This window comes from Ensifer sp. BR816 (assembly GCF_000378985.1).
In the GTDB taxonomy this organism is placed as follows: domain Bacteria; phylum Pseudomonadota; class Alphaproteobacteria; order Rhizobiales; family Rhizobiaceae; genus Sinorhizobium.
In genome coordinates this window covers 4,469,631-4,493,153 of sequence record NZ_KB905370.1, presented here as the reverse complement: position 1 = coordinate 4,493,153, position 23,523 = coordinate 4,469,631, and the positions used below count along the sequence as shown (strand labels likewise).

22 protein-coding genes are annotated in these 23,523 nt (G+C 62.6%); 14 read left to right on the top strand and 8 right to left on the bottom strand.

The features are described 5' to 3' along the window. Positions 1–23: 23 nt before the first annotated feature. From RHIBR816_RS0121550 to RHIBR816_RS0121510, 9 genes are all read left to right on the top strand, one after another. Positions 24–959: an AraC family transcriptional regulator gene (locus tag RHIBR816_RS0121550; RefSeq protein ID WP_026187280.1), complete on the top strand. Its 936-nt coding sequence runs from the start codon at positions 24–26 to the stop codon at positions 957–959. 68 nt (positions 960–1,027) lie between these two features. Beyond that, on the top strand, positions 1,028–2,086 hold the full coding sequence (locus RHIBR816_RS0121545) for a LacI family DNA-binding transcriptional regulator (RefSeq protein ID WP_018238673.1): 1,059 nt from the start codon (positions 1,028–1,030) through the stop codon (positions 2,084–2,086). Positions 2,087–2,258: 172 nt separating this feature from the next. Beyond that, positions 2,259–2,504 (top strand): type II toxin-antitoxin system VapB family antitoxin, encoded by a 246-nt coding sequence (locus RHIBR816_RS0121540; RefSeq protein WP_018238672.1) that lies wholly within the window; start codon positions 2,259–2,261, stop codon positions 2,502–2,504. Beyond that, on the top strand, positions 2,504–2,941 hold the full coding sequence (locus RHIBR816_RS0121535) for a type II toxin-antitoxin system VapC family toxin (protein ID WP_018238671.1): 438 nt from the start codon (positions 2,504–2,506) through the stop codon (positions 2,939–2,941). The genes RHIBR816_RS0121540 and RHIBR816_RS0121535 overlap by 1 nt, the downstream gene beginning before the upstream one ends. Positions 2,942–3,107: 166 nt before the next feature. Beyond that, a complete protein-coding gene (locus tag RHIBR816_RS0121530; RefSeq protein WP_018238670.1) occupies positions 3,108–4,382 on the top strand; it encodes an ABC transporter substrate-binding protein in 1,275 nt (424 codons plus the stop codon). Between the two features lie 101 nt (positions 4,383–4,483). Next, a complete protein-coding gene (locus tag RHIBR816_RS0121525; RefSeq protein WP_018238669.1) occupies positions 4,484–5,383 on the top strand; it encodes a carbohydrate ABC transporter permease in 900 nt (299 codons plus the stop codon). Then, positions 5,380–6,201, top strand: a complete 822-nt coding sequence (locus RHIBR816_RS0121520; protein WP_018238668.1) for a carbohydrate ABC transporter permease — start codon at positions 5,380–5,382, stop codon at positions 6,199–6,201. Before RHIBR816_RS0121525 ends, RHIBR816_RS0121520 begins: the two co-directional genes overlap by 4 nt. A gap of 8 nt (positions 6,202–6,209) precedes the next feature. After that, positions 6,210–8,474 carry a glycoside hydrolase family 2 protein gene (locus RHIBR816_RS0121515; RefSeq protein ID WP_018238667.1) on the top strand — a complete coding sequence of 755 codons (2,265 nt, stop codon included), beginning with the start codon at positions 6,210–6,212 and terminating at the stop codon, positions 8,472–8,474. Continuing rightward, a complete protein-coding gene (locus RHIBR816_RS0121510) occupies positions 8,471–9,544 on the top strand; it encodes an ABC transporter ATP-binding protein (protein WP_018238666.1) in 1,074 nt (357 codons plus the stop codon). Before RHIBR816_RS0121515 ends, RHIBR816_RS0121510 begins: the two co-directional genes overlap by 4 nt. 101 nt (positions 9,545–9,645) lie before the next feature. On the opposite strand, the gene RHIBR816_RS0121505 is transcribed toward RHIBR816_RS0121510, so the two are convergent. Then, positions 9,646–10,542 carry an MBL fold metallo-hydrolase gene (locus tag RHIBR816_RS0121505; protein ID WP_018238665.1) on the bottom strand — a complete coding sequence of 299 codons (897 nt, stop codon included), beginning with the start codon at positions 10,540–10,542 and terminating at the stop codon, positions 9,646–9,648. Positions 10,543–10,737: 195 nt separating this feature from the next. Between RHIBR816_RS0121505 and RHIBR816_RS0121500 the strand changes: the two genes are divergently transcribed. The 3 genes from RHIBR816_RS0121500 (at position 10,738) to RHIBR816_RS0121490 (ending at position 13,514) form a co-directional block, all read left to right on the top strand. Continuing rightward, positions 10,738–11,397 carry a hypothetical protein gene (locus tag RHIBR816_RS0121500; protein WP_018238664.1) on the top strand — a complete coding sequence of 220 codons (660 nt, stop codon included), beginning with the start codon at positions 10,738–10,740 and terminating at the stop codon, positions 11,395–11,397. A gap of 416 nt (positions 11,398–11,813) precedes the next feature. Further along, complete coding sequence (locus RHIBR816_RS34480) at positions 11,814–12,635, top strand: EF-hand domain-containing protein (protein ID WP_084811141.1); 822 nt, start codon at positions 11,814–11,816, stop codon at positions 12,633–12,635. A gap of 225 nt (positions 12,636–12,860) precedes the next feature. After that, positions 12,861–13,514, top strand: a complete 654-nt coding sequence (locus RHIBR816_RS0121490; RefSeq protein ID WP_018238662.1) for a TetR/AcrR family transcriptional regulator — start codon at positions 12,861–12,863, stop codon at positions 13,512–13,514. 159 nt (positions 13,515–13,673) lie between these two features. Here the strand turns inward: RHIBR816_RS0121490 and RHIBR816_RS0121485 are convergent, their stop codons facing one another. The 5 genes from RHIBR816_RS0121485 to RHIBR816_RS0121465 are packed head-to-tail and all read right to left on the bottom strand — an operon-like array spanning position 13,674 to position 18,513. Further along, entirely contained in the window at positions 13,674–15,608 is a 1,935-nt protein-coding gene (locus tag RHIBR816_RS0121485; protein WP_018238661.1) for a DUF3604 domain-containing protein, read from the bottom strand. A gap of 24 nt (positions 15,609–15,632) precedes the next feature. Further along, positions 15,633–16,361 carry a hypothetical protein gene (locus tag RHIBR816_RS34475; protein WP_157628220.1) on the bottom strand — a complete coding sequence of 243 codons (729 nt, stop codon included), beginning with the start codon at positions 16,359–16,361 and terminating at the stop codon, positions 15,633–15,635. Between the two features lie 16 nt (positions 16,362–16,377). Continuing rightward, on the bottom strand, positions 16,378–17,367 hold the full coding sequence (locus tag RHIBR816_RS0121475; protein WP_018238659.1) for a HupE/UreJ family protein: 990 nt from the start codon (positions 17,365–17,367) through the stop codon (positions 16,378–16,380). Next, a complete protein-coding gene (locus tag RHIBR816_RS0121470) occupies positions 17,364–18,239 on the bottom strand; it encodes a peptidyl-prolyl cis-trans isomerase (protein ID WP_018238658.1) in 876 nt (291 codons plus the stop codon). The genes RHIBR816_RS0121475 and RHIBR816_RS0121470 overlap by 4 nt, the downstream gene beginning before the upstream one ends. A 13-nt stretch (positions 18,240–18,252) precedes the next feature. Further along, positions 18,253–18,513, bottom strand: a complete 261-nt coding sequence (locus RHIBR816_RS0121465; RefSeq protein WP_026187278.1) for a hypothetical protein — start codon at positions 18,511–18,513, stop codon at positions 18,253–18,255. Between the two features lie 179 nt (positions 18,514–18,692). Between RHIBR816_RS0121465 and RHIBR816_RS0121460 the strand changes: the two genes are divergently transcribed. Beyond that, positions 18,693–20,456, top strand: a complete 1,764-nt coding sequence (locus RHIBR816_RS0121460; RefSeq protein WP_052522743.1) for a hypothetical protein — start codon at positions 18,693–18,695, stop codon at positions 20,454–20,456. A 133-nt stretch (positions 20,457–20,589) separates the two neighbouring features. Here the strand turns inward: RHIBR816_RS0121460 and RHIBR816_RS0121455 are convergent, their stop codons facing one another. Continuing rightward, positions 20,590–21,357: a 3-hydroxyacyl-CoA dehydrogenase gene (locus RHIBR816_RS0121455; RefSeq protein WP_018238655.1), complete on the bottom strand. Its 768-nt coding sequence runs from the start codon at positions 21,355–21,357 to the stop codon at positions 20,590–20,592. Between the two features lie 126 nt (positions 21,358–21,483). Further along, a complete protein-coding gene (locus RHIBR816_RS0121450) occupies positions 21,484–22,410 on the bottom strand; it encodes a helix-turn-helix domain-containing GNAT family N-acetyltransferase (RefSeq protein ID WP_018238654.1) in 927 nt (308 codons plus the stop codon). A gap of 128 nt (positions 22,411–22,538) precedes the next feature. Between RHIBR816_RS0121450 and RHIBR816_RS0121445 the strand changes: the two genes are divergently transcribed. Then, positions 22,539–23,522: a L,D-transpeptidase gene (locus tag RHIBR816_RS0121445; protein ID WP_018238653.1), complete on the top strand. Its 984-nt coding sequence runs from the start codon at positions 22,539–22,541 to the stop codon at positions 23,520–23,522. The last annotated feature ends 1 nt before the right edge of the window (position 23,523 follow it).

Here is a 23,523-nt window from a genome sequence, read left to right as displayed (position 1 = left end):
GACTAGAGAGGGATTGTGCTTTCATGGGTAATTCTATGCTGCAGCAATTGATCGACCGTGGGCCGGTGATGCGGACCGTTTCGCTGCCGCGGGGAAGGCAGAGCCTGCACACCATGCCGACGAGCACCGGCTACGAAATCCGGACCGATTCGAACTACGACTGGGACGGGCGAAAGCGCGGCCAGACGCCATTCACGGTATTGCAGTACACGATCGGCGGCGCCGGCAACCTGCGCTACGAGCACCGCACCCATCGCGTGCGCGAGGGCGAAACGCTGCTCCTGCTCGTTCCGCACAATCATCGCTACTGGCTGGAGGAAGGCGGGCGCTGGGAGTTCTTCTGGATCTCGATGAACGGCGAGGAGGCATTGCGCATCCACCGCTCCATTCTCGCCGTCACCGGGCCGGTCCTGAAGCTGCAGCCTGAGACGGTCGAAAGCCTCGCCGACTGCAGCCTGCGTCTCATCACCGGCGGGGAAACGCCGGGCCGCGCCTCGGCCATCGCCTATGAGGCGGCGATGGCGCTTTATGACGACGTCTTCGGATCGCATCCGGTCTTCAGCGAGGAATACCGGAAGATGCATCACGTCATCGAGCACATTCTGGCGAATCTCGAAAAGCCGCTGCCGGTCGAGGAACTCGCCCGCGTCTCCGGCTTGAGCCGCGCCCATTTCTCGCGCGTCTTCGCCGCAAGCGAAGGCATGCCGCCGGCCGAATTCGTGCTGCAGAAGCGACTGCAGCGGGCGGTGAAGCTGTTGACCAAGACCGCCGACCTGCCGGTCAAGGAGGTGGCGATCCTGTCCGGCTTCGACGACCCCAACTATTTCGCCAAGGTCTTCCGCCGCGTCTTCGGCGCCAGCCCGACCGAGTTCCGCACCACCGGCATGTATGCGAGCGTGCCCGCCAAAAACCAGAAGACAAGTGAGCAGGTGACCACGCTGGCTGCTGCTTGCGATTGAAATCTGCGCGATAAAATTTTACTAAATAAGACGTGCGAAGACGCGACTGACCGACGGGACATAAGAGAATGGTGACAATCAAGGAAATCGCAGCGGCCGTCGGCGTGTCGTCGGCGACCGTGTCGCGGGTCTTGAACTACGATCCGACCTTGTCGATCTCCACCAGGAAACGGCAGGCGATCATCGAGACGGCCGAAGCGCTGAATTATGCGACGCCGCGCAATCGCAGCCGTGCGGCCGCCCAGGGCCTCGGCGTCGGATTGAAGATTGCCCTCGTGCATTTCCTCGAACCTGCCCAGGAACTGGCCGATCCCTATTATGTCGGCGTGCGGCTCGGCATCGAGAGCCGCTGCCAGGCGCTGAAAAGCGAGATCGTCAAGATCGTCCATACGGGAAGCCCTCCGGAGGCGGCGATCCTCGAGGGCGCGTCCGGGGTCGTCGCCGTCGGCCACTATTATGGCGACGCACTCGAATGGCTGCGCCGCCACAGCCGCCACCTCGTCTTTGCCGATTACGCGCCGGCGGGCGACGCGGACGACAGCGTCCTAAGCGACGTCGCGACGGCCATGACCCGGCTTCTCGGGGCGGTTCACGCCATGGGCTATCGCCGGATCGGCTTCATCGGCTGGATCGACGCGTTTCACGAGCCCGAAAACATCTATTCGGAGCGTCGCTGCCGCACCTATATCGAGTGGATGACGAAGGCCGGGCTTTTCGATCCGGATCTGTGCCTCGTCGAACGGATGACACCCGATAGCGGCTACGCGCTCGCCAGGACGATGCTGTCGAACCCCAGCCCGCCGAAGGTGCTGATCACCTGCAACGACAACTTGGCGCTCGGCGCCTACCGGGCCATTCACGAGATGGGCCTGAGGATCCCCGAGGATGTGGCGGTGGCGAGCTTCAACGATATTCCGGTGGCGCAGTTCCTCGGACCGCCGCTGACCACCGTCAAGATCCCGGCCGAACTGATCGGCGAAACCGCCGTCGACCTGCTGCTCGAGCGCCTGTCGGGACGTGAAGTCGCCAAGAAGGTGGTGCTCGGCACCGAGATCGTCTGGCGCGGCAGCACGCCCGCGCCGGTCGATCTCGGACTGACAAGATCGGGCGAATTGAGCCCTGTCTAGCGTTTGGGCAGTCGTCATACGCCGTGGCGCAATTGGAGCGAACCGACCTAACTCGCACTCCCCTCTGGCAATTGCGAATTCATTTCCCCGGAACGGTCAGCTTGCCACCGCTGTATATCCGGATAGAATATACGTATATTCGAAGCCAGGATATACAGCCTCAGGAGATCCTATGTCCCTCTATATTCGCGACGATGCCGTCGGCGACCTTGCGAAGCAGGTCCAGCAGGCCATCAATGCTCCCAATAAGACCGAAGCGGTGCGCAGGGCGCTTCTCAACGAGTTAGAACGAGCAAAAAAGACCATCCCGTTGAAAGGGCGGATCAAAAGGATTCAAGAGAGCGTTCGTGCCATGGGTCCCGACGATCCGAACTTCGACATGAAGAAATTCACCGATGAGCAGTGGGGCGATGCCTGATGTTCCTCGACGCCTCTGCGATAGTTGCTATCCTCGGGGAGGAGGAGGACGCCGACATGCTGATCGACAAGATCGAGAAGGCGAAGCAGCCGATCTACTATTCGTCGATCTCGATGTTCGAGGCGGTCATCAGCCTAGCCCGTAAGAAGCGAGATGGCACTCTTGGAAACCAAGTGCCGATCCCACCTCACCTAATCGATCTGGCACAACAGCATGTTGAAGCGTTCATCGAGACGATTGGAGCGAACGCGAAGCCTATCGATGGCACCATGCATCGCATGGCAATCGAAGCCTGCCGAACCTACGGAGGCGTCGTTGCCCATGCCGCACGGCTGAACTTCGGAGACTGCTTCTCCTATGCTTGCGCGAAAACCTACCACCTCCCTCTTCTCTTCAAAGGTGACGATTTTACACACACGGACATAGAGCGGGCTTGAATGGCCCCCGGATGGGTTTTTCGGGCCTCCGAGATGGGAACTGGCTGGGCCGAAGCCAGCGAGTAAATATTTACTGAAAATCTTGCATCGCTCTCGATTTTAGGAAATACTCCGCGTCGAGACAGGGAGGACTGTCTCGGGGAACGAACCTTGAGGGAGGAAATTCATGGATATTTTTGCGCGTGCCCATCTGTCGCGGATCGCCGCTCTTGCGCTCGCAAGCGCCAGCTTCCTGGCGGTCACCGCCGCAGAGGCGAAGGAAATCACCATCTGGTGCTGGGATCCGAACTTCAACGTCGCGATCATGAAGGAAGCCGGCGCCCGCTATACCAAGACGCATCCCGACGTCACCTTCAACGTCGTCGATTTCGCCAAGACCGACGTCGAGCAGAAGCTGCAGACGGGCCTTGCCTCAGGCACTGCCGACGCGTTGCCCGACATTGTGCTGATCGAGGACTACGGCGCGCAGAAATATCTGCAATCCTTCCCCGGCGCCTTCGCGGCCCTATCCGGCACCGTCGACTATTCGGGCTTCGCTCCCTACAAGGTTGAAGTGATGACCGTCGACGGCCAGGTCTACGGCATGCCCTTCGATTCGGGCGTCACCGGGCTCTATTATCGCAAGGACTACCTCGAGCAGGCCGGCTTCAAACCGGAAGACATGCAGAACCTCACCTGGGATCGATTCATCGAGATCGGCCAGCAGGTCGAGGCGAAGACCGGCAAGAAGATGATCGGTCTCGACCCGAACGATGCCGGCCTCGTCCGCATCATCATGCAATCGGCCGGCCAATGGTATTTCGACAAGGAAGGCAAGGCGAACATCACCGGCAATCCGGCGCTGAAGGCAGCGGTCGAGACGGTCGGCAAGATCATGTCCGCCAATATCTACAAACCAGCCAACGGCTGGTCCGACTGGGTTGGAACTTTCACCTCGGGTGATGTCGCGTCGGTCGTGACTGGCGTGTGGATCACCGGCACCGTCAAGGCGCAGCCGGACCAGGCCGGCAAATGGGGCGTAGCGCCGATCCCGGCGCTCTCGATCGAAGGCGCGACGCATGCGTCGAATCTCGGCGGATCGAGCTGGTACGTGCTCGAAAGCTCCGCGGAAAAGGCCGAGGCGATCGATTTCCTCAACGAGATTTACGGCAAGGACATCGATTTCTACCAGAAGATCCTGCAGGACCGCGGCGCCGTCGGTTCGCTGCTCGCCGCCCGTAGCGGGGCGGCCTATGAGGCGGCCGATCCGTTCTTCGGCGGTGAGAAGGTCTGGCAGAACTTCTCCGACTGGCTCGCCAAGGTGCCGTCGGTGAACTACGGCATCTTCACCAACGAGGCCGATCTCGCGGTCACAGCGCAACTGCCGGCGCTGACCCAGGGCACGCCGGTAGACGAAGCACTGAAGGCGATCGACGCCGAAGTCGCCGGGCACATCCAGTAGCCGGGAAAGCGAGCAGGCGGGCAAAGCTGCCTGCCGCTCTACAGTTGGCCGTGGCGGCTTAAGCCACGGCCAGTGGTTCCCTGTTAATCATGAGGTTGACGATGGCTCTCGCCCGCCGCGGCGGCATCGGCCGATATTACGACGTCAATGGCTGGCTGTTCGTCGCGCCGGCGCTCGGGCTGATCGCCCTGTTCATGGTCTATCCGATTTTCTGGTCGCTCTGGATGTCCTTCCAGTCCGGCCGCGGCATGATGATGAAGTTCGCCGGCTTCGGCAACATCGTCCGCCTCTGGAACGATGCGGTGTTCATCAAGGCGCTGACCAACACGATGACCTATTTCGTCGTGCAGGTGCCGATCATGATCCTGCTCGCCCTCATCCTGGCGTCGCTCCTCAACAATCCGCGGCTCCTCGGCCGGGCGTTCTTCCGCACCGCGATCTTCCTCCCGTGCGTCACCTCGCTCGTCGCCTATTCTGTGCTCTTCAAGGGCATGTTCGCATTCGACGGCATCGTCAATTCGACGCTTCAGGCGATTGGCATCATTGCCTCGCCCATTCCCTGGCAGACGCATCCCTTCTGGGCGAAGGCGCTCGTCATCATCGCCATCACCTGGCGCTGGACCGGCTACAACATGATCTTCTATCTCGCGGCGCTGCAGAACATCGACAGGTCGATCTACGAGGTCGCCCGCATCGACGGCGTTCCGGCCTGGGCGCGCTTTACCCACATCACCATACCGCTCTTGAAGCCGGTCATACTGTTCACCACGGTGATTTCGACGATCGGTACGCTGCAGCTCTTCGACGAGGTCTATAACCTCACCGAAGGCAAGGGCGGCCCGTCGAATGCGACGCTCACACTGTCGCTCTATATCTACAACCTGACCTTCCGCTTCATGCCGAATTTCGGTTACGCGGCGACGGTTTCCTACGTCATCGTCATTCTCGTCGCCATTCTCGCCTTCCTGCAGTTCTTCATGGCAAGGGAGCGCGACAAATGAGAACCAGTCCCGCCAACATCGCCTCCGCCATCCTGACCTATGGCTTCGTCGGGCTGATGGCCTTCCTCTCCGTCTTCCCTTTCATCTGGATGGCGCTCGGCGCCACCAATTCCTCGATCGACATCATCAAGGGCAGGCTTGCGCCGGGCGAGGCGCTGGCAACCAACATCGCCAACTTCTTCACCCTGGTGAATGTGCCGCTGGTCTTCTGGAATTCGGCGAAGGTGACCATTTTTGCGACCGTGCTTACCCTCGCCGTCTCATCGCTTGCCGGCTACGGTTTCGAGATCTTCCGGTCGCGCCACCGTGAGCGCCTTTACCGGGCGATGCTGCTGACGCTGATGATCCCCTTTGCGGCGCTGATGATCCCGCTCTTCATCATGGTGGGCAAGATGGGCCTCATCAACACCCACATCGCCGTCGTGCTGCCGACGATCGGCTCGGCCTTCATCGTATTCTATTTCCGCCAGAGCACCAAGGCCTTCCCGTCCGAACTGCGCGACGCGGCGAAGGTCGACGGCCTGAAGGAGTGGCAGATCTTTCTCTATATCTATGTGCCGGTGATGCGCTCGACCTATGCGGCCGCCTTCATCATCGTGTTCATGACCGCCTGGAACAACTATCTCTGGCCGCTGATCGTGCTGCAGTCGAATGAGACGAAGACGATCACGCTGGTCATCTCGTCGCTCGCCTCCGCCTATTACCCCGACTACGGCGTGGTCATGGTCGGCACGATCCTTGCGACGCTTCCGACGCTCGCCGTCTTCTTCTTCATGCAACGCCAATTCGTCCAGGGCATGCTGGGCTCAGTCAAATAGGAATCACGATGCGCTCTGTTACCTCATTCAACGATTCATGGGTCTTTTCCGAAGGCTTCGACGCCACCGATGCCGGCAGGCTGCAAGCCGGTGAGCCCGTCAGCCTGCCGCACAACGCCGTCGAACTGCCCTTCAACTACTTCGACGAGACCTGCTATCAGTGCGCCTTCACCTATCAGAAGGTCATCGCCTGGCGTCCCGAATTCGCCGAGCGCGAGGTCTCGATCGTCTTCGAGGCGGCCATGGCGGACGCGGTCGTCTATCTGAACGGCGAGGAGATCGTCGCCCATAAGGACGGCTACACCCCGTTCGAAGCGCGCCTCACCGGCCGGCTCCGCAAGGGCGACAACCTGATCACCGTCAAGATCGATGGCAGCGAGAACCCGGAAATCCCGCCCTTCGGCGGCCGGATCGACTACCTCACCTATGCCGGCATCTACCGCGACGTCTGGCTGAAGCTCACCGACCCGGTCGCGATCCGCAATATCAAGATCGAAACCCGCGACGTGCTTTCCGACGCGAAGGCCGTCACGGTCCGCTGCGACCTCGCCAATCCGCAAGGCCTCGCCTTCGCCGGCACCGTGACGGCGCTCCTGAGGGATGCCAATGGCGAGCTTCTCGCCGAAGCGATCGGCGAGACCCAGGGCGAGAGCATCACGCTGGAAATGACCGGACTCAAGGGCCTGTCGCTGTGGGACATCGACCATCCGGTGCTCTACCAGGCTGAAGTGCAGCTCAGGACCGATCACGGCCGCGATCTCCTCGCCTCGCATTTCGGCTTCCGCACCGCCGAATTCACGATCGACGGCTTCCGGCTGAACGGCCGTCCGCTGAAGATCCGCGGCCTCAACCGCCACCAGGCCTTTCCCTATGTCGGCTACGCCATGGGGCGCACGGCGCAGGAGCGCGACGCAGAACTCTTGAAGCACAAGCTCCACTGCAATCTCGTCCGCACCTCGCATTATCCGCAGTCGAAATGGTTCCTCGACCATTGCGACCGCATCGGCCTGCTCGTCTTCGAGGAGATCCCCGGCTGGCAGCACATCGGCGGCGAGACGTGGAAAGAGGAGTCGATCCGGAACGTTCGCCGCATGATCGAGCGCGACTGGAACCACCCGTCGATCATCATCTGGGGTGTCCGGATCAACGAGTCGCAGGATTCGCACGATTTCTACGTCGAGACCAATCGCCTCGCCCGCAGGCTCGACCCGACCCGGCAGACCGGCGGCGTGCGCTACATCACCGACAGCGAGTTCCTCGAAGACGTCTACACGATGAACGACTTCATCCTCGGCAACGAGGAATTGCCCGGCTCGAACCGGCCGCGCACGCCGCTGCGCCCGCAGCAGGAATGCACCGGGCTTTCGCGCAAGGTGCCGTACCTCATCACCGAGTATGGCGGCCACATGTATCCGACGAAGATCTACGATCAGGAGCAGCGGCAGGCCGAGCATGTGCGTCGGCACCTCGAGGTTCTGAACGCGGCGCATGGCGACCCGAGCATTTCCGGCGCGATCGGCTGGTGCATGTTCGACTACAACACCCACAAGGATTTCGGCTCCGGCGACCGGATCTGCTATCACGGCGTCATGGACATGTTCCGCGAACCGAAATTCGCCGCTTACGTCTATGCCAGCCAATGCGCGCCCTCCGAGGAGGTGGTGATGAAGCCCGTCACCTTCTGGGCGCGTGGCGAGCGCAATATCGGAGGCGTGCTGCCCCTTATCGTGCTTACCAACTGCGACGAGATCGAACTGAAATACGGCTCGCTGACGAAGCGCGTCGGCCCGGACCGCGAGACCTTCCCGTCCCTGCCGCATGCGCCCGTCGTCATCGATCATCGCCACTTCACCAAGGACGAGCTCGGCGTCTGGGGCATGAAGTGGGAAAGCGCCGAGTTCACCGGCTTCATTGGCGGCAAGGCCGTCGCCCATCTGCGGATGGTCGCCGATCCGCTGCCGACGACCCTGGAAATCGCGGCCGACAGCAAGACGATCCGGGCAGAGGGCCGCGACAGCGTCCGCATCATCGTCCGCGCCCTCGATCAGGTCGGCAACATCCTGCCGTTCCTGAATGACGCGATCGACATCGAGGTCAAGGGTCCGGCGCGGCTCCTCGGGCCGGGCCAGGTGATCTTCCAGGGCGGCTCGACCGGCTTCTGGCTGGAGTCGACGGGCGCTGCCGGCGTCATATCGGTAAGCGTGAGCTCGCCGCGCCTCGGCACCGCCAAGCTCGAGCTCGCCGCTACGCCCGAAGGAGCGTCGCGCGCATGAGCGAACTTCAACTCAGCAATGTCCGCAAGTCCTATGGCGGCCTGGAAGTCATCAAGGGCGTCGATCTCGACATCAAGTCCGGCGAATTCGTCGTCTTCGTGGGGCCGTCCGGCTGCGGCAAGTCGACCCTGCTCCGGATGATCGCCGGGTTGGAGGAAATCACTTCCGGGGATCTGACGATCGACGACATCCGCATGAACGATGTCGACCCGTCGAAGCGCGGCATCGCCATGGTCTTCCAGTCCTATGCGCTCTATCCGCATATGACGGTTCGGGAGAACATGGGTTTTGCACTGCGCTTCGCCGGCATTCCGAAGGCCGAGATCGAGAAACGCGTCAGCGAGGCCGCCAACATCCTCGAACTGGGGCCGCTGCTGGAGCGCAAGCCGAAGCAGCTTTCCGGCGGGCAGCGCCAACGCGTGGCGATCGGCCGGGCTATCGTCCGCCACCCGAAAATCTTCCTTTTCGACGAGCCGCTATCGAACCTCGACGCGGAACTGCGTGTCCACATGCGCATCGAGATCGCACGGCTGCACAAGCAGCTCGCCGCCACGATCATCTATGTCACGCATGACCAGGTCGAGGCGATGACGCTCGCCGACAAGATCGTCGTCATGCGCGGCGGCGTGGTCGAGCAGATCGGCTCGCCGCTCGACCTCTACGACGATCCCGCCAATCTCTTCGTCGCCGGCTTCATCGGCTCGCCGAAGATGAATTTCCTGAAGGGGGTGATCGAGACCGGCGACGGCGGGACTTTTACGCGGCTGTCGGACTATGGCGACGCGAAAATACCCGTCGGCCTCACTGGGGCGACGCCTGGAACCGCCGTGACCGTCGGCATCCGGCCGGAGCATTTCAAGGAGACAGGCACGGCAGCCCTCGATCTAACCATCGACATGCTCGAACATCTCGGCGGCGAGACCTTCGCCTATGCCCGCCACGGCAATGGCGAACTGGTGGTGATCGAAACGAAGAACGGCCGCGGCCTCAAGTCCGGCGACCGCATCGCCGCCCGCTTCGACCCGGCCTGTGCCCTGCTGTTCGACGCGGATGGCAAGCGGTTGCGGTAGCGCGATTTGCCATCAGTTCTACAGCGCCGCGCGTCTATCAGACGCGCAAAGGTCGCTGTAGCACTTTGAGTTGCTGCATGTCTCCTTAAATCGAGGTCGATTTAAGGAGACATGCAGTGGACGAGGCTCCGCCTTTCGGCCCACGCCTGAACCGTGGCGCCAAGGTTCGTCTCATGGCACTTTTCGTAAAACCCGACGGTGGACGCAGGCATGTCGTCCGGAATGGGCACAAGATCCTGAAGCCGAAGGCCGCTTGTTTTACCGAGTGCCGGGTCCGCCAATTCGCTCTCGCTCAGCTTGCCGACGCGATTGGCCAGTTCTTCGAAATAGGCGAGGTTATCGTCCACCGCCGAAGGAGAAAACGTCCGGCCATGGGCGGGGATGACGAACCTGGCATCGAGGTCACGGATCCGCTCGAGTGACGATGAGATCAGGCGAAGGTCGTCCGGGTTCCTGCTCCAGACCTCGGGGATCGGGAACTCCACCGCATCGACGGCCAGACAGACGCGAAGCTCAGGGATCCAAACAGCGATGTGGTCGGGCGTGTGGCCCGGCGTATGGATAAGCTCCAGCGTCAGGTCGCCACCGTTGAGGATCATCGAACCGGAAAACGTGATATCGGGAGCGATCAGTTCGACATTCTGAAATCTTAAACACTGGCTCGCCTTGTCGCGCAGGACCTGCCGCGAAGACGGATCGCGCAAACGTTCGAGTGCTGCAGCATGCGCAATAATGGGAGCTTGCCCGGCAACGGCCGCGTTACCCCAGAAGTGATCCCAGTCCATGTGCGAGTTGACGACAAGCAGCGGGCGGGTCGCCGCTCTTTCCCCCAGCATATCCAATGCCGTCCGGCATAGCTCGGGCGTTCCCAAGGTGTCGACCAGGACGTTGAACCGTTCCGTGCGAACAAACACGGCATCGACTTCGTCGCCCGCCCTGACGATCACGATCCGATCGTCAAGTTCGGGATAGGAGCATAGTTCTAGGGAAACATTCACCTGAGGTCGCCCCCTATGGCCTCTATCGGCGTCAGTTCGCTGAAAGCGAATGCCTAGCAATCCCGGCAGAGCAATCGCCACCCTCGTCCGGCGGCACCCCCAGTGCCTCGAAAAACGGTACCCGACATCGCGGTCGATTACCTTAAATAGTTTGGTTTACCTCTCTGCCCATCCGAATCACCAACGGGGGTAATCATGGTAGCGGCAGTTTCGGCGACGACGAGCACCGTCTTGACGTCCAGCACAAGCAGCACCGTCTCGCAGCTCAAGGCCGAACTGGCCGCCAAGCAGAGCGAACTCGCGAGTGCAAAGACCGACGACGAGAAGTCGGAGATCAATTCCGAGATCGCCAAGCTGCAGACTGCGCTCGCCAAGGCCGAAGCGAAGGACAAAGGCAGCGACAGCACGAGCAGCACGTCCACCTCGACCGCCAGCGGGTCGGCAACGGCATCGAAAGTCTTGGTGACGGCGGCAGATCGCGCCGCGCCGGAAAGCAGGGTGTCGAATGCCGCAATGGACGTGCTGATGACACTCGGTTCGCCAGGCGGTGAGGCATCCGATGGTGCTGAAGCCGACGCGGGCATGCCGCCCTCCTTGTCGGCGCTTTATGCAGAGATGGACAGCGACGACGACCGTTCCCTTTCGACGGCCGAATTCATCGCAGGCAACAGGGACCGCATGGGCGAGGACGCGGCCGGCGGCGTCTTCGATGCCCTCGACAGCGAAGGAACCGGCGCCCTCTCCGAAGACCAGTTCATCGCGGGAGCCGGCCGGGGACGGCCCGACGGAAACCCGCCGATCGGGCCGCGGCCCGGCTGGCCGATGCAGGCCGACGACGGCCAGTCGCTGGCTTAGGCCACGCCCTCCGGCACGGCTGCGACGAAGGTCCGGCGGCGAACCCGGTGTTCGCCGGGGCCCTGGCGCAGTCTCCGATTTAGGAAACCCCAAGCACCAAGCCGTGCCATAAATCATTGAAAACGTTGTATCTTTATCATGGTTAACGGAATTTAACCTTTTCTTGCGCGTTTCGGATAGGCGCCTGATTGTCCGTGGCACCGAAGCAGATTACCGCTTGATGCGTTCCACGCATGTTCGTCGTAGTCGGAACGGGATATCAATGACCGATATCCGGCGGCATGGAGATGGAACGGGCAGTTTTCACTGCCCGGGGACATGCGTGCCGTACGGTTGTCATTCGTCCCCGGTCCACCCTCCGCCGGGATTGTCGGCCTTGAATGCGGCAACGGACAACGCCATGAACGAGGGTTTTGATGGTCAGTGTTTCTTCAAGCAGTAGTGCAGCCTATTCCTCCACGCAGAGAACAATGTTCAACAGGCTGGACAGCAATTCGGACGGCAAGCTGACGAAGGACGAATTCGTCGCGGGTCGGCCGAAGGATGTGAGCGAGTCGCAGGCGTCCGCGCTCTATTCCAGCATCGACAGCGACAATGCGGGCTCGATCAGCGAGGAGCAGTTCGATGCCTCGATGCCGTCGGGCGGTTCGGTCGGCTCGATGACGTCGCTGCTCTCGAGCGACGCGATGGCGGTGCTGATGGCGATGTCGCCGCAGGGCGGCCACCCCTCCGCATCCGACATCTACGCCGAAATGGATGCCGACGGCGATGGCAGCGTGACCGAGGCGGAATTCGTCGCCGCTCGCCCGGCCGACATAAGCGAGGAGGACGCGACCGCGCTCTATGCCACCATCGATACCGAAGGCACAGGCTCGATCACCGAGGCGCAATTCGCCGAAAGCATGCCGGACGGCCCGCCGCCGGGCGGCATGCCGCCGCAAGAGGCATCGTCGACGGAAGGCGCCTACGACGCGCTCGACACCAACGAGGACGGCACGGTTTCCCTCGAAGAGTTCTTGGCCGGTCGGCCGGACGACGTGACCGAAGAGCAGGCGACCGCCCTCTTCGAAAGCCTCGATACCGAGGGCACGCGCTCGATCACCGAGACGCAGTTCGCGACGCTGGGCCCATCAGGGGATCCACTGCCCTTCTCCAGCGACGCGGATGGGCTTGACGGTCTCCTCGCGCTGATCAACGCGATGGCGACCGCCGACGAGGCTTCGACCGACGCGGCTTGAGGCGCTTCGGTCTTGTGACATAAGGCGCCTCCTGCATGCTTCCTTGGATCGCATTCGATCCAAGGGTAAAAACATGCAGCAATTCAAAGTGCTGCGGCGACATCTGTGCGTCTGAAAAGACGCACAGCGCTGTAGGCAGAGGCGCCTTATGTTTCTGCAAGATGCTTGCTCGGTCGCACCATTGGCATTCTTATGCGCCGAGTGGACAGGCCGGTTGGAACGGACATGGGATATGATGCGAAGGGGACGGGCGTGCCGGCCAGCCGGGCACGCGGCCGGCCGAAGGTGCGGTCGGACGAGGAAAGCCGCGCGCTGGTTGTCGCCTCCGCCTTCGAGCTCTTCCTGGAGCTCGGCTACGGCGCGACCTCGACCAACGCGATTGCCGAGCGCTGCGGCATCTCGAAGCGCACCTTCTACCGGCTTTTTCCCGGCAAGGTCGACCTCTTCGCCGCGACCGTGGCCCATCACCGGCGGCTGATGACGGTGTTCCCGCCTCATGATCCTGAGATACCGATGGAGGAACAACTGGCGACCGTCTTCCGCGTCGATATCGACGAAGCGGAAGACCACCGCCGCACCGAATTCATCCGCATGGCCGTGGATGAGAGCCGTCATTATCCGGAGCTTGTCCAGATCGTCGGAGCGGAAGGCGCCAAGCGGAGCCAGCGAGAACTCGCCGACTGGCTGGAGGAAGGCAAGGCGAAGGGGCTGCTCGACATCGGCGACCCGCTTGCCACCGCGCGCATCCTCATGGACTTGATCTTCGGCGCGGCCGCACTCAAGACCGGCCACGGCACCGAATGGCCCGGCGGCCCGGACAGGCCGGGCTTCATGCGCAGCTGCATACGGCTGGTCGTCAACGGCATCCGGGCGAGATAGGAATACAACTCCCTCCTAGGCTTGGTGATGGCGGCCGTTACCAACGAAAACGCGACGAAACCGCAAACCCGTTGAAGGAAGCGAGGCGAGAAATCCGCCTCGCCAACCAGGATCCACACGCCGACGCGCGATCGCCCCCACCTTCGCACCGACCTCTCATCAAGGCTTCGGCCTGTACCAGATCGGCGAGGTATAAGCCCGCTCGGTGACGGTCATCGTGGCGCCCGGCAATGGCTTGACCCCAAATCGCTTGCCATCATAGGCGGTCCAGCGCGGCGTCGGGATCTCGATCACCCGGCCGTAATAGAAGGCGGGCTGAGTGGCGTCGAACTCCGGGTCCTCCCATACGGCAATGAGTTCGGGCGCGCCGATCGTGTTGGTCCAGGTGGCGTTCGGCTCGTCCACGGTGTTGCCGACCGGGGGAAGCTTGCCGTCGCCGCCGGGCTTCCGGCCTCCCGACCAGGCGACGTCATAGACCTTCTCGTGCAGGCTGCCGTCCGCGTCGAGCCAGCCCTTGACGATCTGGTAGCGGTCGAGATTGGCGCCGATCGGGTCCTTCAGCGCCGCCACAAGGAAGGTCGGCGCCTTGCCCCCAGGCGCCGCGCTGAGGTCGCCGCCCATCGGCACGCCCTTGCCGTAGCCGATCCGGGCCGGCAGGCGGTCCTGCGCATCCTGCTGGACGAAGTCCCAGCCGCCGAAGAACCGCACGATCATGCGGGGGCCGGTGGTGGCATAAGTCTCCTTGCGCTCCATCGCGTCCCAGAGGGATTCGCGCGTATTCTCCCGCGACCAGACCGCCGCATAGCCGGAGGCGGAAACCTCCCAGTCCATGACCTTCACGCCGGTCTTGGGGTTGTTGATGAACGCCTCCATCATCCGGTGCGGGCTCGGCTCCTGTGGCACCGTCTTGCCGAAGAAATTATCCTCCTCCATGGCGGCGAGCCCCGTATGAGCGTCGCTGCTGCCGACGAGGCCGAACGTGTAGGGATTGGTCCCGAGTTCCTTTTCGAGCTTCAGCCCGTTCTTGTAAGCCGAGCGGGCATATTCGAATTCGAGCATCTCCTTCGTCTTGGCGACGCTGCCGTCGAGATTGCCCTTGTCCCAGATCTCGAAGGCTGCGAACTCGTCGTTCGGCGACAGGAAGGGATGCGCCTCCCCGGTGCCCTTGGTTTGCGTCGCCTCGTAAAGGCGCTCCCATTTCGCCCGCGTCTCAGCGTATTCGCTATCGAGCTTCTTCCCGAAGGCCTCGACGACGGGGAACATCAATCCATTGCTCAGATTGCCGTTATGCGCGATCGCCAGCACGTTGCCGCCGGTCTTTGTTTCGTAGGCCTGCATCCATTTCCACAGCTCGGCCGGGTTGTCGCTGCCATAGGGCGGGTAGACCGTGAACGGCTCCACCTGGCTCGCCTTGTCGCCATTGTCCCGGAAGATGACGTTGCGGTGCAGATTGTTGCCGCCGGTGTTCGATGTCCATTCGAAGCCGATGAAGGCCGTGAAGCGGCCCGGAGCGTTGTATTCCTCCGCCGCGTCGATCGTGTCCTGCCAGGCGCTGTGATAGGCGGGCGTTCCGGGGAAATACATCAGATCCTTCGGAAAGGTCGCGTGCGAGAACGCGACGATGATGGCCATCGCCGCGTCCGCGCCCTTGCCGGATTGGATCATGTCGTACCATTGGCGGCCCGTCGGATCGGCCAGCAGGTTCGGCTTGCCCGCGAAGAGGTCTGGGAAGAAGCCCATATTGTCCGAGTGATCGGCGACGACGAGAAAATCGAGCGGGCGGGACAGCTTTACCGGCTGACCGGTGTTCGAGGTGATCTCCTCGCCACGCGCAAAGCGATAGGCATCGCGTGGGGCGATCCGGGCGCCGAAGGCGCCGGCATCCATCGAGAACGAAGTATGCAGGTGCGTGTCGCCGAAGAACGGCCGCGTCGGAAAGTCCCGGCCGACATAGGGCGAGTAGGCAGGCGGGCGCCGCTGCGCCTCCTCGGCCTTCCTCTGATCGAGCGTGCCTGTGTCCTGCGCGAGCGCAGGCAGCGCGAGACCGATCGCCAGGCTGGTGAGAGCCGTCCCATAAAGCAATGTCTTCGTCATGACGTCCTCCTGGAAAATTCCGTTTTAATGGTCTAGCGGGCAGGCAGTTCGCCGCTCTCCCCAGCAATTGCTTTGTCGTCGTATGTCCGCGCCGGCTGTGGCTGCAGCGAGAGGCGCTGGGCCTTGTTGCGACCGAGACCCTGTCTGCGTATGTTCAGGCGTCGCTGCAGCAAGCGGCCGCTGCCCGATCCACGCGTAGGCAAGCAGGAACTGCGCCTGTCGGACCGCTGGTCCATAGAGACGCATGAGACCGAGCCGATGCGCCTTGCCGATCGTCAGTCGCCCGCTCGCGATCTCGTCGATCACGACTTCGCCGGATACGAGAACCAATTCGTCTCGTTCGGGGCCGGTCGCGTGCACGCGCAGGCGCATGCGCTTTTCGCCGAACTCAAAACGCGTCCAGAGCATCGGCTCGATGAGGACGAGCGAGAACGACAGGGGGCGTGCCTCGCCGGCGGCACCGAGAGCCTTTGCGAGCTGTTCCAATGCTTTGACTGTCTCGCGGTATCTGGCACCGAACAAATCGGGCGGCGCGCCCGCGGGACTGGGAGCCGGCAGGCGACGGTCGGCGACGGCGGACGAGATCGATCCGAGAACGTGCAACGCGTCTGGATAGGCCCAGTTCAGGATCCCGCGCGCCATGGTCACGTCATCGTGGTAGCCGCAGGCAGAGCCGGCCCTGGCAGCCAGCGTCACGGCCGTAGCAAGCGACAACGACATAAACACACGAGCCAGGCAAGCATGTCGGCGCATATCCGCCTCCTCAGACTCAGAACATTGCCAGCCGCTGCATCGTCCAGAACATCGCAACGGAACCGATTGCATAGGCCGGAATGCGTTGCGCCCAGGTCGGAAGCGGCAAGGGAACCCGGCGAACGGCGGCAGCCAGTGCCAGGACCAGAGCCACGAAGACAAGCTGACCGGCCTCCACGCCAAGATTGAAGAAGAGCAGTGCAATCGGTACGTGTCCCGCCGGCAGGCCGGTCTCGCTGAGGGCCCCTGCAAATCCGAAGCCGTGCAGCAGCCCGAACCCGAAGGCCACGAGCCACGGTGCCTGCGCCGCCACGCCGCTGCGCCCTTGATCACGATGCACGATTTCCGCGGCGACGAAGACGATCGACAGCGCAATCACCGCCTCGACGGGCGTTTGCGGCACGCGCACAACCCCAAGCGTTGCGAGCGCCAGAGTGATGGAATGGGCAATGGTGAAGGCGGTTATCGTCTTCACCAGCGGCCCGATTTTCCGCGCCAACATGAGCAGCGCGAAAACGAAGAGCAGGTGATCGATCCCGAACAGGATGTGCTCGATCCCGAGGAGCAGGTATACCCCGGCGACACCCACAGCGGAGCCCGCCATCGGAATGGTCGCCGATGGCTCGCTCGGCGTCAGTCGCTGCGTCCACCCGGAGCCATTAAGATATTCGACGCGCGCCAGCACGTCGGTCATCGTCGCCTCGAGCCCGGCAATCGTCAGCGTCTGGCCGCGCAGATCGGGGATCCTCAATTCCCACGTCTCGATCGTCGCGCCGCCAACGACGCGCGTCGTCGGCAATGAGGCTTCGGCCTCGCCGGAAAACATCGGCGCGAGAGCCAGTCGCATCTCGCCCCGCATCGGCACTTTCCATAGGACGAAGAACGCGCCCGGCTTTTGCTCGCGCAACTCGAGATAGGCCGGCCGAATTTCGTGCGACAGGGCCAGGCTCGGCAACGACCAAAACCACGCAAGAGCCAGGCAGAAGACGGCCGCGAAGCGTTTCATCGGACATCCTCCGTGGGCCGGGGCAGGGCGCTGACAAGCGGCTCGGCACCCGCGTCGGCCGCGATGTCGTATTTCCCGAAAAGCTCGGCGAAATACCGTCTCTCATAATCGCGCCGCTGCTTGTCGCGCCATTGCTCGATCACATCGGCCTTCACCTCGGCGAAGGGCTTGATCGCCGCAGGGGCCGTTTCCGACAGGCGGACGAGGTGCAGCCCATAGGCGGACTCGATCGGGCCGCTCCATTTGCCCGACGGTAGCGTGACGAGCCTCTGGGCGAACCCGGCGCCGAATTGCGCGGCAATGTCGGCCTCGGTGCTGTCTCCCAGTCGCGATGCGAAAAGCAGCGGATCACCGCGGTCGATCATTTCCGCATCGTCGAGGGCGTCCGATGCGGCGAGGACGCTCCGGGCGTCGGCTGCGGCATCCGAGCGCTTCGAAGTGCTGAAGAATACGTGATCAAAGGATAACCGTGCCTCCCGGCGGAACCTGTCCGGATGTGCATTGTAGAATTGGCGCAGGTCTTCCTCGCTCGGCTCCGCAATCGGTGCCGTATCCTCGATCAGAAAGGTCATTTTTTGCGCGAGCCTGCGGCGGATGATCGTGTCGTCCTGGTCAAGTCCCAATGCGCGGGCCTCGCGGGCCAGCATTTCTTCCTTCACCAGTTCCGCGACGAGACCGCGCAACTCGTCGTCGGAAGGCCTGCGTCGCCATTGATTGGACCATGTCTCGGTGACCCAACGCAACTGCCCGTCCGTGATCCTGATTTCGGCCGATCCGTTGGCGCCGCCATCGCCATTCAACCAGCCATAAGCAAGAAACAGGCCGATGCCAGCGACGGCGAAGTGAATGAGAGGTTCCTTGAGCAGCTTCATGATTTTCGCCCCGCTAGTGCTTTGGTGTCCGCGAGATCGGGAAAATATTCGCCCGGTCCAACGCGCCTTCGATCTCGGCAGCAAGGTCCGCTATGAGTTCTTGGTATTCCAGGCGACGCGCGGTGCGGACTGTCTCCGGCAGCTGCTCGACCGCCGCCAACGCCTGCCCGGCGGCAGCGAGGTCGTCGCACATGACGCGAAAGTTCTCGTCCCGCTCGAGCAGGGCCTCGATTTGAGCGCCGCGCGCCGGAAAGAGGCGGCTGGCCGCCTGCAACCCGGTCTCCCCACCAGTGCTTAGCGAGCGAGGGCCCATTTCTGGGAGCCTTTGAAACTGGAACTATTTCAACTTGAGTATATTGCGCTGGACCAATGCAGGGATGTATTTTACGCGAGCAAACAGGAGCAAGTGGTGCGCCATGCATGCACTTGCCGCGGCCTGTCGGGGGCAAGGCCATGGTCCAAACTCGATCCGTGGAATTCGCTCCGGCAGATCCAGCGGCGTTGCCGACCGGACCTGACGTTCGTTTGCAACTCGTCCGAATTCAGTCGAGCCCCGAATTCGATGTCCCCGCACGTGCGCGCAAGTTCCTCGCCTATATCGTCGAGGAAGCCATTGGCGGGCGCGCGGACCGGATAAAGGCCTTCTCGATTGCAGTCGGAGTCTTCGGCCGCGATTCCTCGTTCGATGCCCAGACCGACCCGGTCGTTCGCATCGAGGCGGGGCGGATAAGAAGGGCGCTTGAACGCTACTACCTGGTTGCGGGCCAAAATGACCCCATCATCATTACCGTGCCGAAAGGTGGATACGTTCCCGTCTTCGGTTGGAATGGCCATGCTTTGCTGCCGGGGCCAAGCGGCGGGCAACCCGGCGACAAGCGGGAAGAAAAGAGCGCTGACAATGCACCGCGTCGGTGGCGGTACATCCTCACCGCTTCCGGCCTCGTCATCCTCACCTTGATCGCACCCTACATGCCTTGGGGTATCGGCCAGTTCGCAAACGTGCCGTCGCGTTCGGTCGAAACGGTACGAACGGCGCCGGATGTGCCGCGGCTGATCGTCTTGCCGTTCGACGATCTATCGGGGACCGGCAAGTCGAGGATCATCGCGAGGGGCCTGACGGACAAGGTCATCGAACACGTTTCCAAGTTCAAGGAAATCGTTGTGATCGCAGGGCGTCCTTCCGACCCGCGCTCCAGCGGCGCCGTCGAAACAGGCTACGCCCTTTCCGGTGGGGTGCGTCTCGATGGCGACAAACTGTGGCTGACAAGCCGGCTCATCAATCGGGGCGATGGTTCGGTCCTATGGGCCGAAAGCTACAACGAGGATATCGAGGTCCGCCATCTCGTCGATCTGGAGGGGGACATCGCCCGTGCGGTGGCGACGGCGCTTGCGCAACCTTACGGGGTCATCTTCCGCTCTGATGCTTCGAAGGCGGCCAATATTCCGCCGGATGACTGGGAAGCCTATCAATGCACATTGGCCTATTATGGCTATCGTGCCGATCTCAACCCGCAGTCCCACGCTTCGGTACAAGACTGCCTGAAGCGGGCAGTAGAACGATTTCCCGGCTATGCCACCGCATGGGCGCTGCTCTCGCTCACTTATATCGATGAATTGCGTTTCCGATACCGCATCGAGGCTCCCTCACCGCCGCCGCTCGATCTAGCCATGGCGGCGGCCCGGCGCGCCGTCGAGCTCGATCCACAGAACGTTCGCGGCCTGCAGGCGGAGATGCTGGCCTTTTTCTTCCGCGGCGATGTCGAGACGGCATTGAACATCGGATCGAGGGCGGTCGACATCAACCCGGGCGATCCTGAGTTGAGCGCCGAATACGGCCTTCGCTTGGCACTGGCAGGCGAATGGAAGGGCGGATGCGAACTTGTCGCGAAAGCGGTAAGCCGGAATTCGGGACCGCTCGGCTACTTCGAGGCATCACTCGCCCTATGTTCCTACATGCAGGAAGACTATGTCGAAGCCGAGCAATGGATAAGGGCGGCCGATGTCCATGCGAATCCGCTTTACCATTTCATTGCCGCGGCCATTTTTGGTCAACTGCAGAAGACGGAGGAGGCCGCCAACGAACGGCAGTGGATCGAGACCAATGCGCTCGACCTAATGAAGAATATTCGCCGCGAGGTAGCGCTGCGCATCCATCGGCCCGCGGATCAGGCCCATTTCACGGACGGCCTGATGAAGGCTGGCCTTCCTGTTCCGTAACCCATCCGTCAATTCTGTTCTCGCGTTCGAGGCGCGGAGCCCGTCTCGAACGCGACTGCGCGTGGATCCGACCCAAAATCATCGTGATCCAGAAACCGCTGGCTCACAACGCCCGAGGCCCTACTCGCTCCGCCTACCGCGCGCCCATCCTGAGCGCTCCGTCGAGGCGGATGACCTCGCCGTTCAGCATGTCGTTCTCGCAGATATGCCGCACCAGGGCGGCATATTCGCCCGGCCGGCCGAGGCGCGGCGGGAAGGGCACGCTCTTGCCGAGCGAATCCTGCACCTCCTGCGGCATGCCGGCCATCATCGGCGTTTCGAAGATGCCCGGTGCGATCGACACGACGCGGATGCCGGAGCGTGCAAGTTCGCGCGCGATCGGCAGCGTCATCGCCACGACGCCGCCCTTCGAGGCCGCGTAAGCGGCCTGGCCGATCTGGCCGTCGAAGGCGGCGACCGAGGCGGTGTTGACGATTACGCCGCGGCCACCTTCGAGATCCGGCTCCTCCCTGGCGATCGCCTCCGCGGCAAGGCGGATCATGTTGAACGTGCCGATCAAATTGATGCCGATCGCCCGCGCAAAACTGTCGAGCCGGTGCGGACCGTCGCGGCCGAGCACTTTTTCGCCGGGCGCTATACCGGCGCAGTTGATGAGCCCGTTGAGATGCCCGAAATTGTCGATCGCCGCCTGCACGGCGGCGGCCCCGTCCGTCTCGCTCGTCACGTCCGTCCGCACGAAGCGGGCGCGGGCACCAAGTTCGGCGACGATCACGGCGCCTGCCTCGGCATTGACATCGGCGACGACCACCTTCGCGCCTTCGGCGACGAACATCCGCGCGACGGCCGCACCGAGGCCGGACCCGCCGCCGGTGACCAGGAATACCTTGTCCAGGATCAGCATGGCCGCACTCCGCAAACGAGGCCACCCCGCGTGGCCGCCTGTTCCTCAGTCATCTTATCCTCCCGCCGTTGTTTTTGATTTGATGCAAGGCGCTGCCCGGAAACCCTGCCATTTTGGGCGGCCGCATCAGAGTACCAGTTCCCAGGTCTGGCCGACCAGGTCCTTGCCGAAGCTGTGGTGCCTTTCCTCGCCGATCAGCCGGAAGCCGGCCCGCTCATAGAGGGTCCGCGCTGCGACGAGGATACTGTTCGTCCAGAGGACCACGCGTCGGTAGCCGGAGGCACGCGCCTGCTCGATGCAGGCGTCGACAAGCCGCTTACCGATGCCCAGGCCGCGCGCTTCCGGCTCGACATGGAGCAGGCGCAACCGTGCCGTCGCATCATCCTCACCAACGAGGAAGACTGCACCGACCGGCGCCCCATCGCGTTCGGCAATCCAGCAGAAATCGCGACCCTTGCGAAAATTGCGGAGGAAGGCGGCGCCGATTTCCGCAGCCAGGGCCTCGTAGGTGATGTCCCAGCCATATTGCTCGGCATAAAGCACCGCCTGGCGTTGAACGACCCAGCCGATATCGCCGATGCGATGGGCGCGCAATGTGATCGCCGGCCCTTCCATGGGAGATCCGCGCAGCAGTTCCATCGTCTTGCGCAGTGCGCGTTCGAGTTCGCCCAGTTTCTCGTCGGGAAGACTGCGGAGAAGCCGGGCAATGTCCTTGTCGGCGGCCGCCTGAAGCTCCGCCAGTGCCGCCCTGCCCTTGTCCGTGAGCGACAGTATGCGGCGCCGGCGATCGGCGCCGTCGGAACGGGCCTTGCTCAGCCCGCCGGCGGCAAACCTCCGCAGGATGCGCGCGAGATAGGCCGAGTCGAGACGCAGCTCGGCGGCGATTTCCGATGCTGCCGGGCTTTCGCGATGACCGAGTTCGAAGAGCACGCGCGCCTCGGTCAGCGTGAAGGCGCTCTCGGTCAGCGTCTCGTCCAGAAGCCCGATCGTGCGGGTGTAGAAGCGGTTGAACCGCCTGATTTCGCCGATGAGCCCGTTCCGATCAACCTGCATTCCAGAATCCCCCTACGCGACGGATATTCGCGCCATTAGTGGACTGAGTCAACTAAATTGGCTCGGGGTTCGCCGGCAGCCGTCTGGAGAACCAAGCGGGCGGAACAAGTTCGGTCTCTGTCAATTTTATGCGCATGAAGATCATTGCTCTTTTCGCAGCGTCGCTGACATTGAGCCTGTGTGGCATCGCCAGCGCGCAGGAACTTCGGCCAGAATCCATCAACCAGGCCTCGGTCGCGTCGATCCCGCCAGAACGGCCGTCCGACGCCTCGCCTCGGCCCGACCCCGCCATCGTTCATCTCCAGGTTCTTCTGGATCGCGCGGGCTCGTCTCCCGGAGTGATCGACGGCTACTACGGCGAGAATGTTGCCAAGGCGATTGCCGGGTTCGAGGCCATGCATGACCTTCCCGTCGATGGAAAGCTGGACCCTGAAGTCATCCGCCGACTTTCGGACGATAAGCCGGTCGTCGAGCCCTATCGCATCTCTGAAGACGATACGAAGGATCTCGTCGAAAGCATTCCCGACGATTATTCCGAGCAGGCCGAGATGAAGCATCTCGGATATACGAGCGTGGCGGAGAGGCTGTCCGAGCGCTTTCACATGGACATCGACCTCTTGAAGGCGCTCAATCCGGGCTCGGCCTTTGCCGTCGGAGACACGGTCTCGGTTGCCATGCCCGGCGTCGCGAAGGAGGGCAGAGTTAAACGGATAGAGGCGCGCAAGCGCGCCGGGCAAGTCCTGGCTTTCGCTGACGATGGCACGCTCCTTGCGGTCTATCCCGCCTCGATCGGCAGCGAGGAGACGCCTTCGCCCTCCGGCAGGCACAAGGTGAAAGGCGTCGCCCGCGAGCCCACCTATGTCTACAACCCCAAAATCAACTTCAAGCAGGGCGACAACAGCAAGGTTCTGACGCTGCCCAGCGGCCCCAACGGCCCGGTGGGAAGCGTCTGGATCGACCTGACCGAGCCGACCTATGGCATCCACGGCACGCCGGAACCGTCGCTGATCGACAAGGTTGGCTCACACGGATGCGTTCGGCTGGCGAACTGGGACGCGGAGGAGTTGGCGGCGATGGTGAAGCCGGGGGTCATCGTCGAGTTCACCGACTAAA

What these genes read in the sequence shown, in the direction of transcription:
- RHIBR816_RS0121550 (WP_026187280.1), top strand. Translation starts at nt 24, where the DNA reads ATGGGTAATTCTATGCTGCAGCAATTGATCGACCGTGGGCCGGTGATG.
- RHIBR816_RS0121545 (WP_018238673.1), top strand. Translation starts at nt 1,028, where the DNA reads ATGGTGACAATCAAGGAAATCGCAGCGGCCGTCGGCGTGTCGTCGGCG.
- RHIBR816_RS0121540 (WP_018238672.1), top strand. Translation starts at nt 2,259, where the DNA reads ATGTCCCTCTATATTCGCGACGATGCCGTCGGCGACCTTGCGAAGCAG.
- RHIBR816_RS0121535 (WP_018238671.1), top strand. Translation starts at nt 2,504, where the DNA reads ATGTTCCTCGACGCCTCTGCGATAGTTGCTATCCTCGGGGAGGAGGAG.
- RHIBR816_RS0121530 (WP_018238670.1), top strand. Translation starts at nt 3,108, where the DNA reads ATGGATATTTTTGCGCGTGCCCATCTGTCGCGGATCGCCGCTCTTGCG.
- RHIBR816_RS0121525 (WP_018238669.1), top strand. Translation starts at nt 4,484, where the DNA reads ATGGCTCTCGCCCGCCGCGGCGGCATCGGCCGATATTACGACGTCAAT.
- RHIBR816_RS0121520 (WP_018238668.1), top strand. Translation starts at nt 5,380, where the DNA reads ATGAGAACCAGTCCCGCCAACATCGCCTCCGCCATCCTGACCTATGGC.
- RHIBR816_RS0121515 (WP_018238667.1), top strand. Translation starts at nt 6,210, where the DNA reads ATGCGCTCTGTTACCTCATTCAACGATTCATGGGTCTTTTCCGAAGGC.
- RHIBR816_RS0121510 (WP_018238666.1), top strand. Translation starts at nt 8,471, where the DNA reads ATGAGCGAACTTCAACTCAGCAATGTCCGCAAGTCCTATGGCGGCCTG.
- RHIBR816_RS0121500 (WP_018238664.1), top strand. Translation starts at nt 10,738, where the DNA reads ATGGTAGCGGCAGTTTCGGCGACGACGAGCACCGTCTTGACGTCCAGC.
- RHIBR816_RS34480 (WP_084811141.1), top strand. Translation starts at nt 11,814, where the DNA reads ATGGTCAGTGTTTCTTCAAGCAGTAGTGCAGCCTATTCCTCCACGCAG.
- RHIBR816_RS0121490 (WP_018238662.1), top strand. Translation starts at nt 12,861, where the DNA reads ATGGGATATGATGCGAAGGGGACGGGCGTGCCGGCCAGCCGGGCACGC.
- RHIBR816_RS0121485 (WP_018238661.1), bottom strand. Translation starts at nt 15,608, where the DNA reads ATGACGAAGACATTGCTTTATGGGACGGCTCTCACCAGCCTGGCGATC.
- RHIBR816_RS34475 (WP_157628220.1), bottom strand. Translation starts at nt 16,361, where the DNA reads ATGCGCCGACATGCTTGCCTGGCTCGTGTGTTTATGTCGTTGTCGCTT.
- RHIBR816_RS0121475 (WP_018238659.1), bottom strand. Translation starts at nt 17,367, where the DNA reads ATGAAACGCTTCGCGGCCGTCTTCTGCCTGGCTCTTGCGTGGTTTTGG.
- RHIBR816_RS0121470 (WP_018238658.1), bottom strand. Translation starts at nt 18,239, where the DNA reads ATGAAGCTGCTCAAGGAACCTCTCATTCACTTCGCCGTCGCTGGCATC.
- RHIBR816_RS0121460 (WP_052522743.1), top strand. Translation starts at nt 18,693, where the DNA reads ATGGTCCAAACTCGATCCGTGGAATTCGCTCCGGCAGATCCAGCGGCG.
- RHIBR816_RS0121455 (WP_018238655.1), bottom strand. Translation starts at nt 21,357, where the DNA reads ATGCTGATCCTGGACAAGGTATTCCTGGTCACCGGCGGCGGGTCCGGC.
- RHIBR816_RS0121450 (WP_018238654.1), bottom strand. Translation starts at nt 22,410, where the DNA reads ATGCAGGTTGATCGGAACGGGCTCATCGGCGAAATCAGGCGGTTCAAC.
- RHIBR816_RS0121445 (WP_018238653.1), top strand. Translation starts at nt 22,539, where the DNA reads ATGCGCATGAAGATCATTGCTCTTTTCGCAGCGTCGCTGACATTGAGC.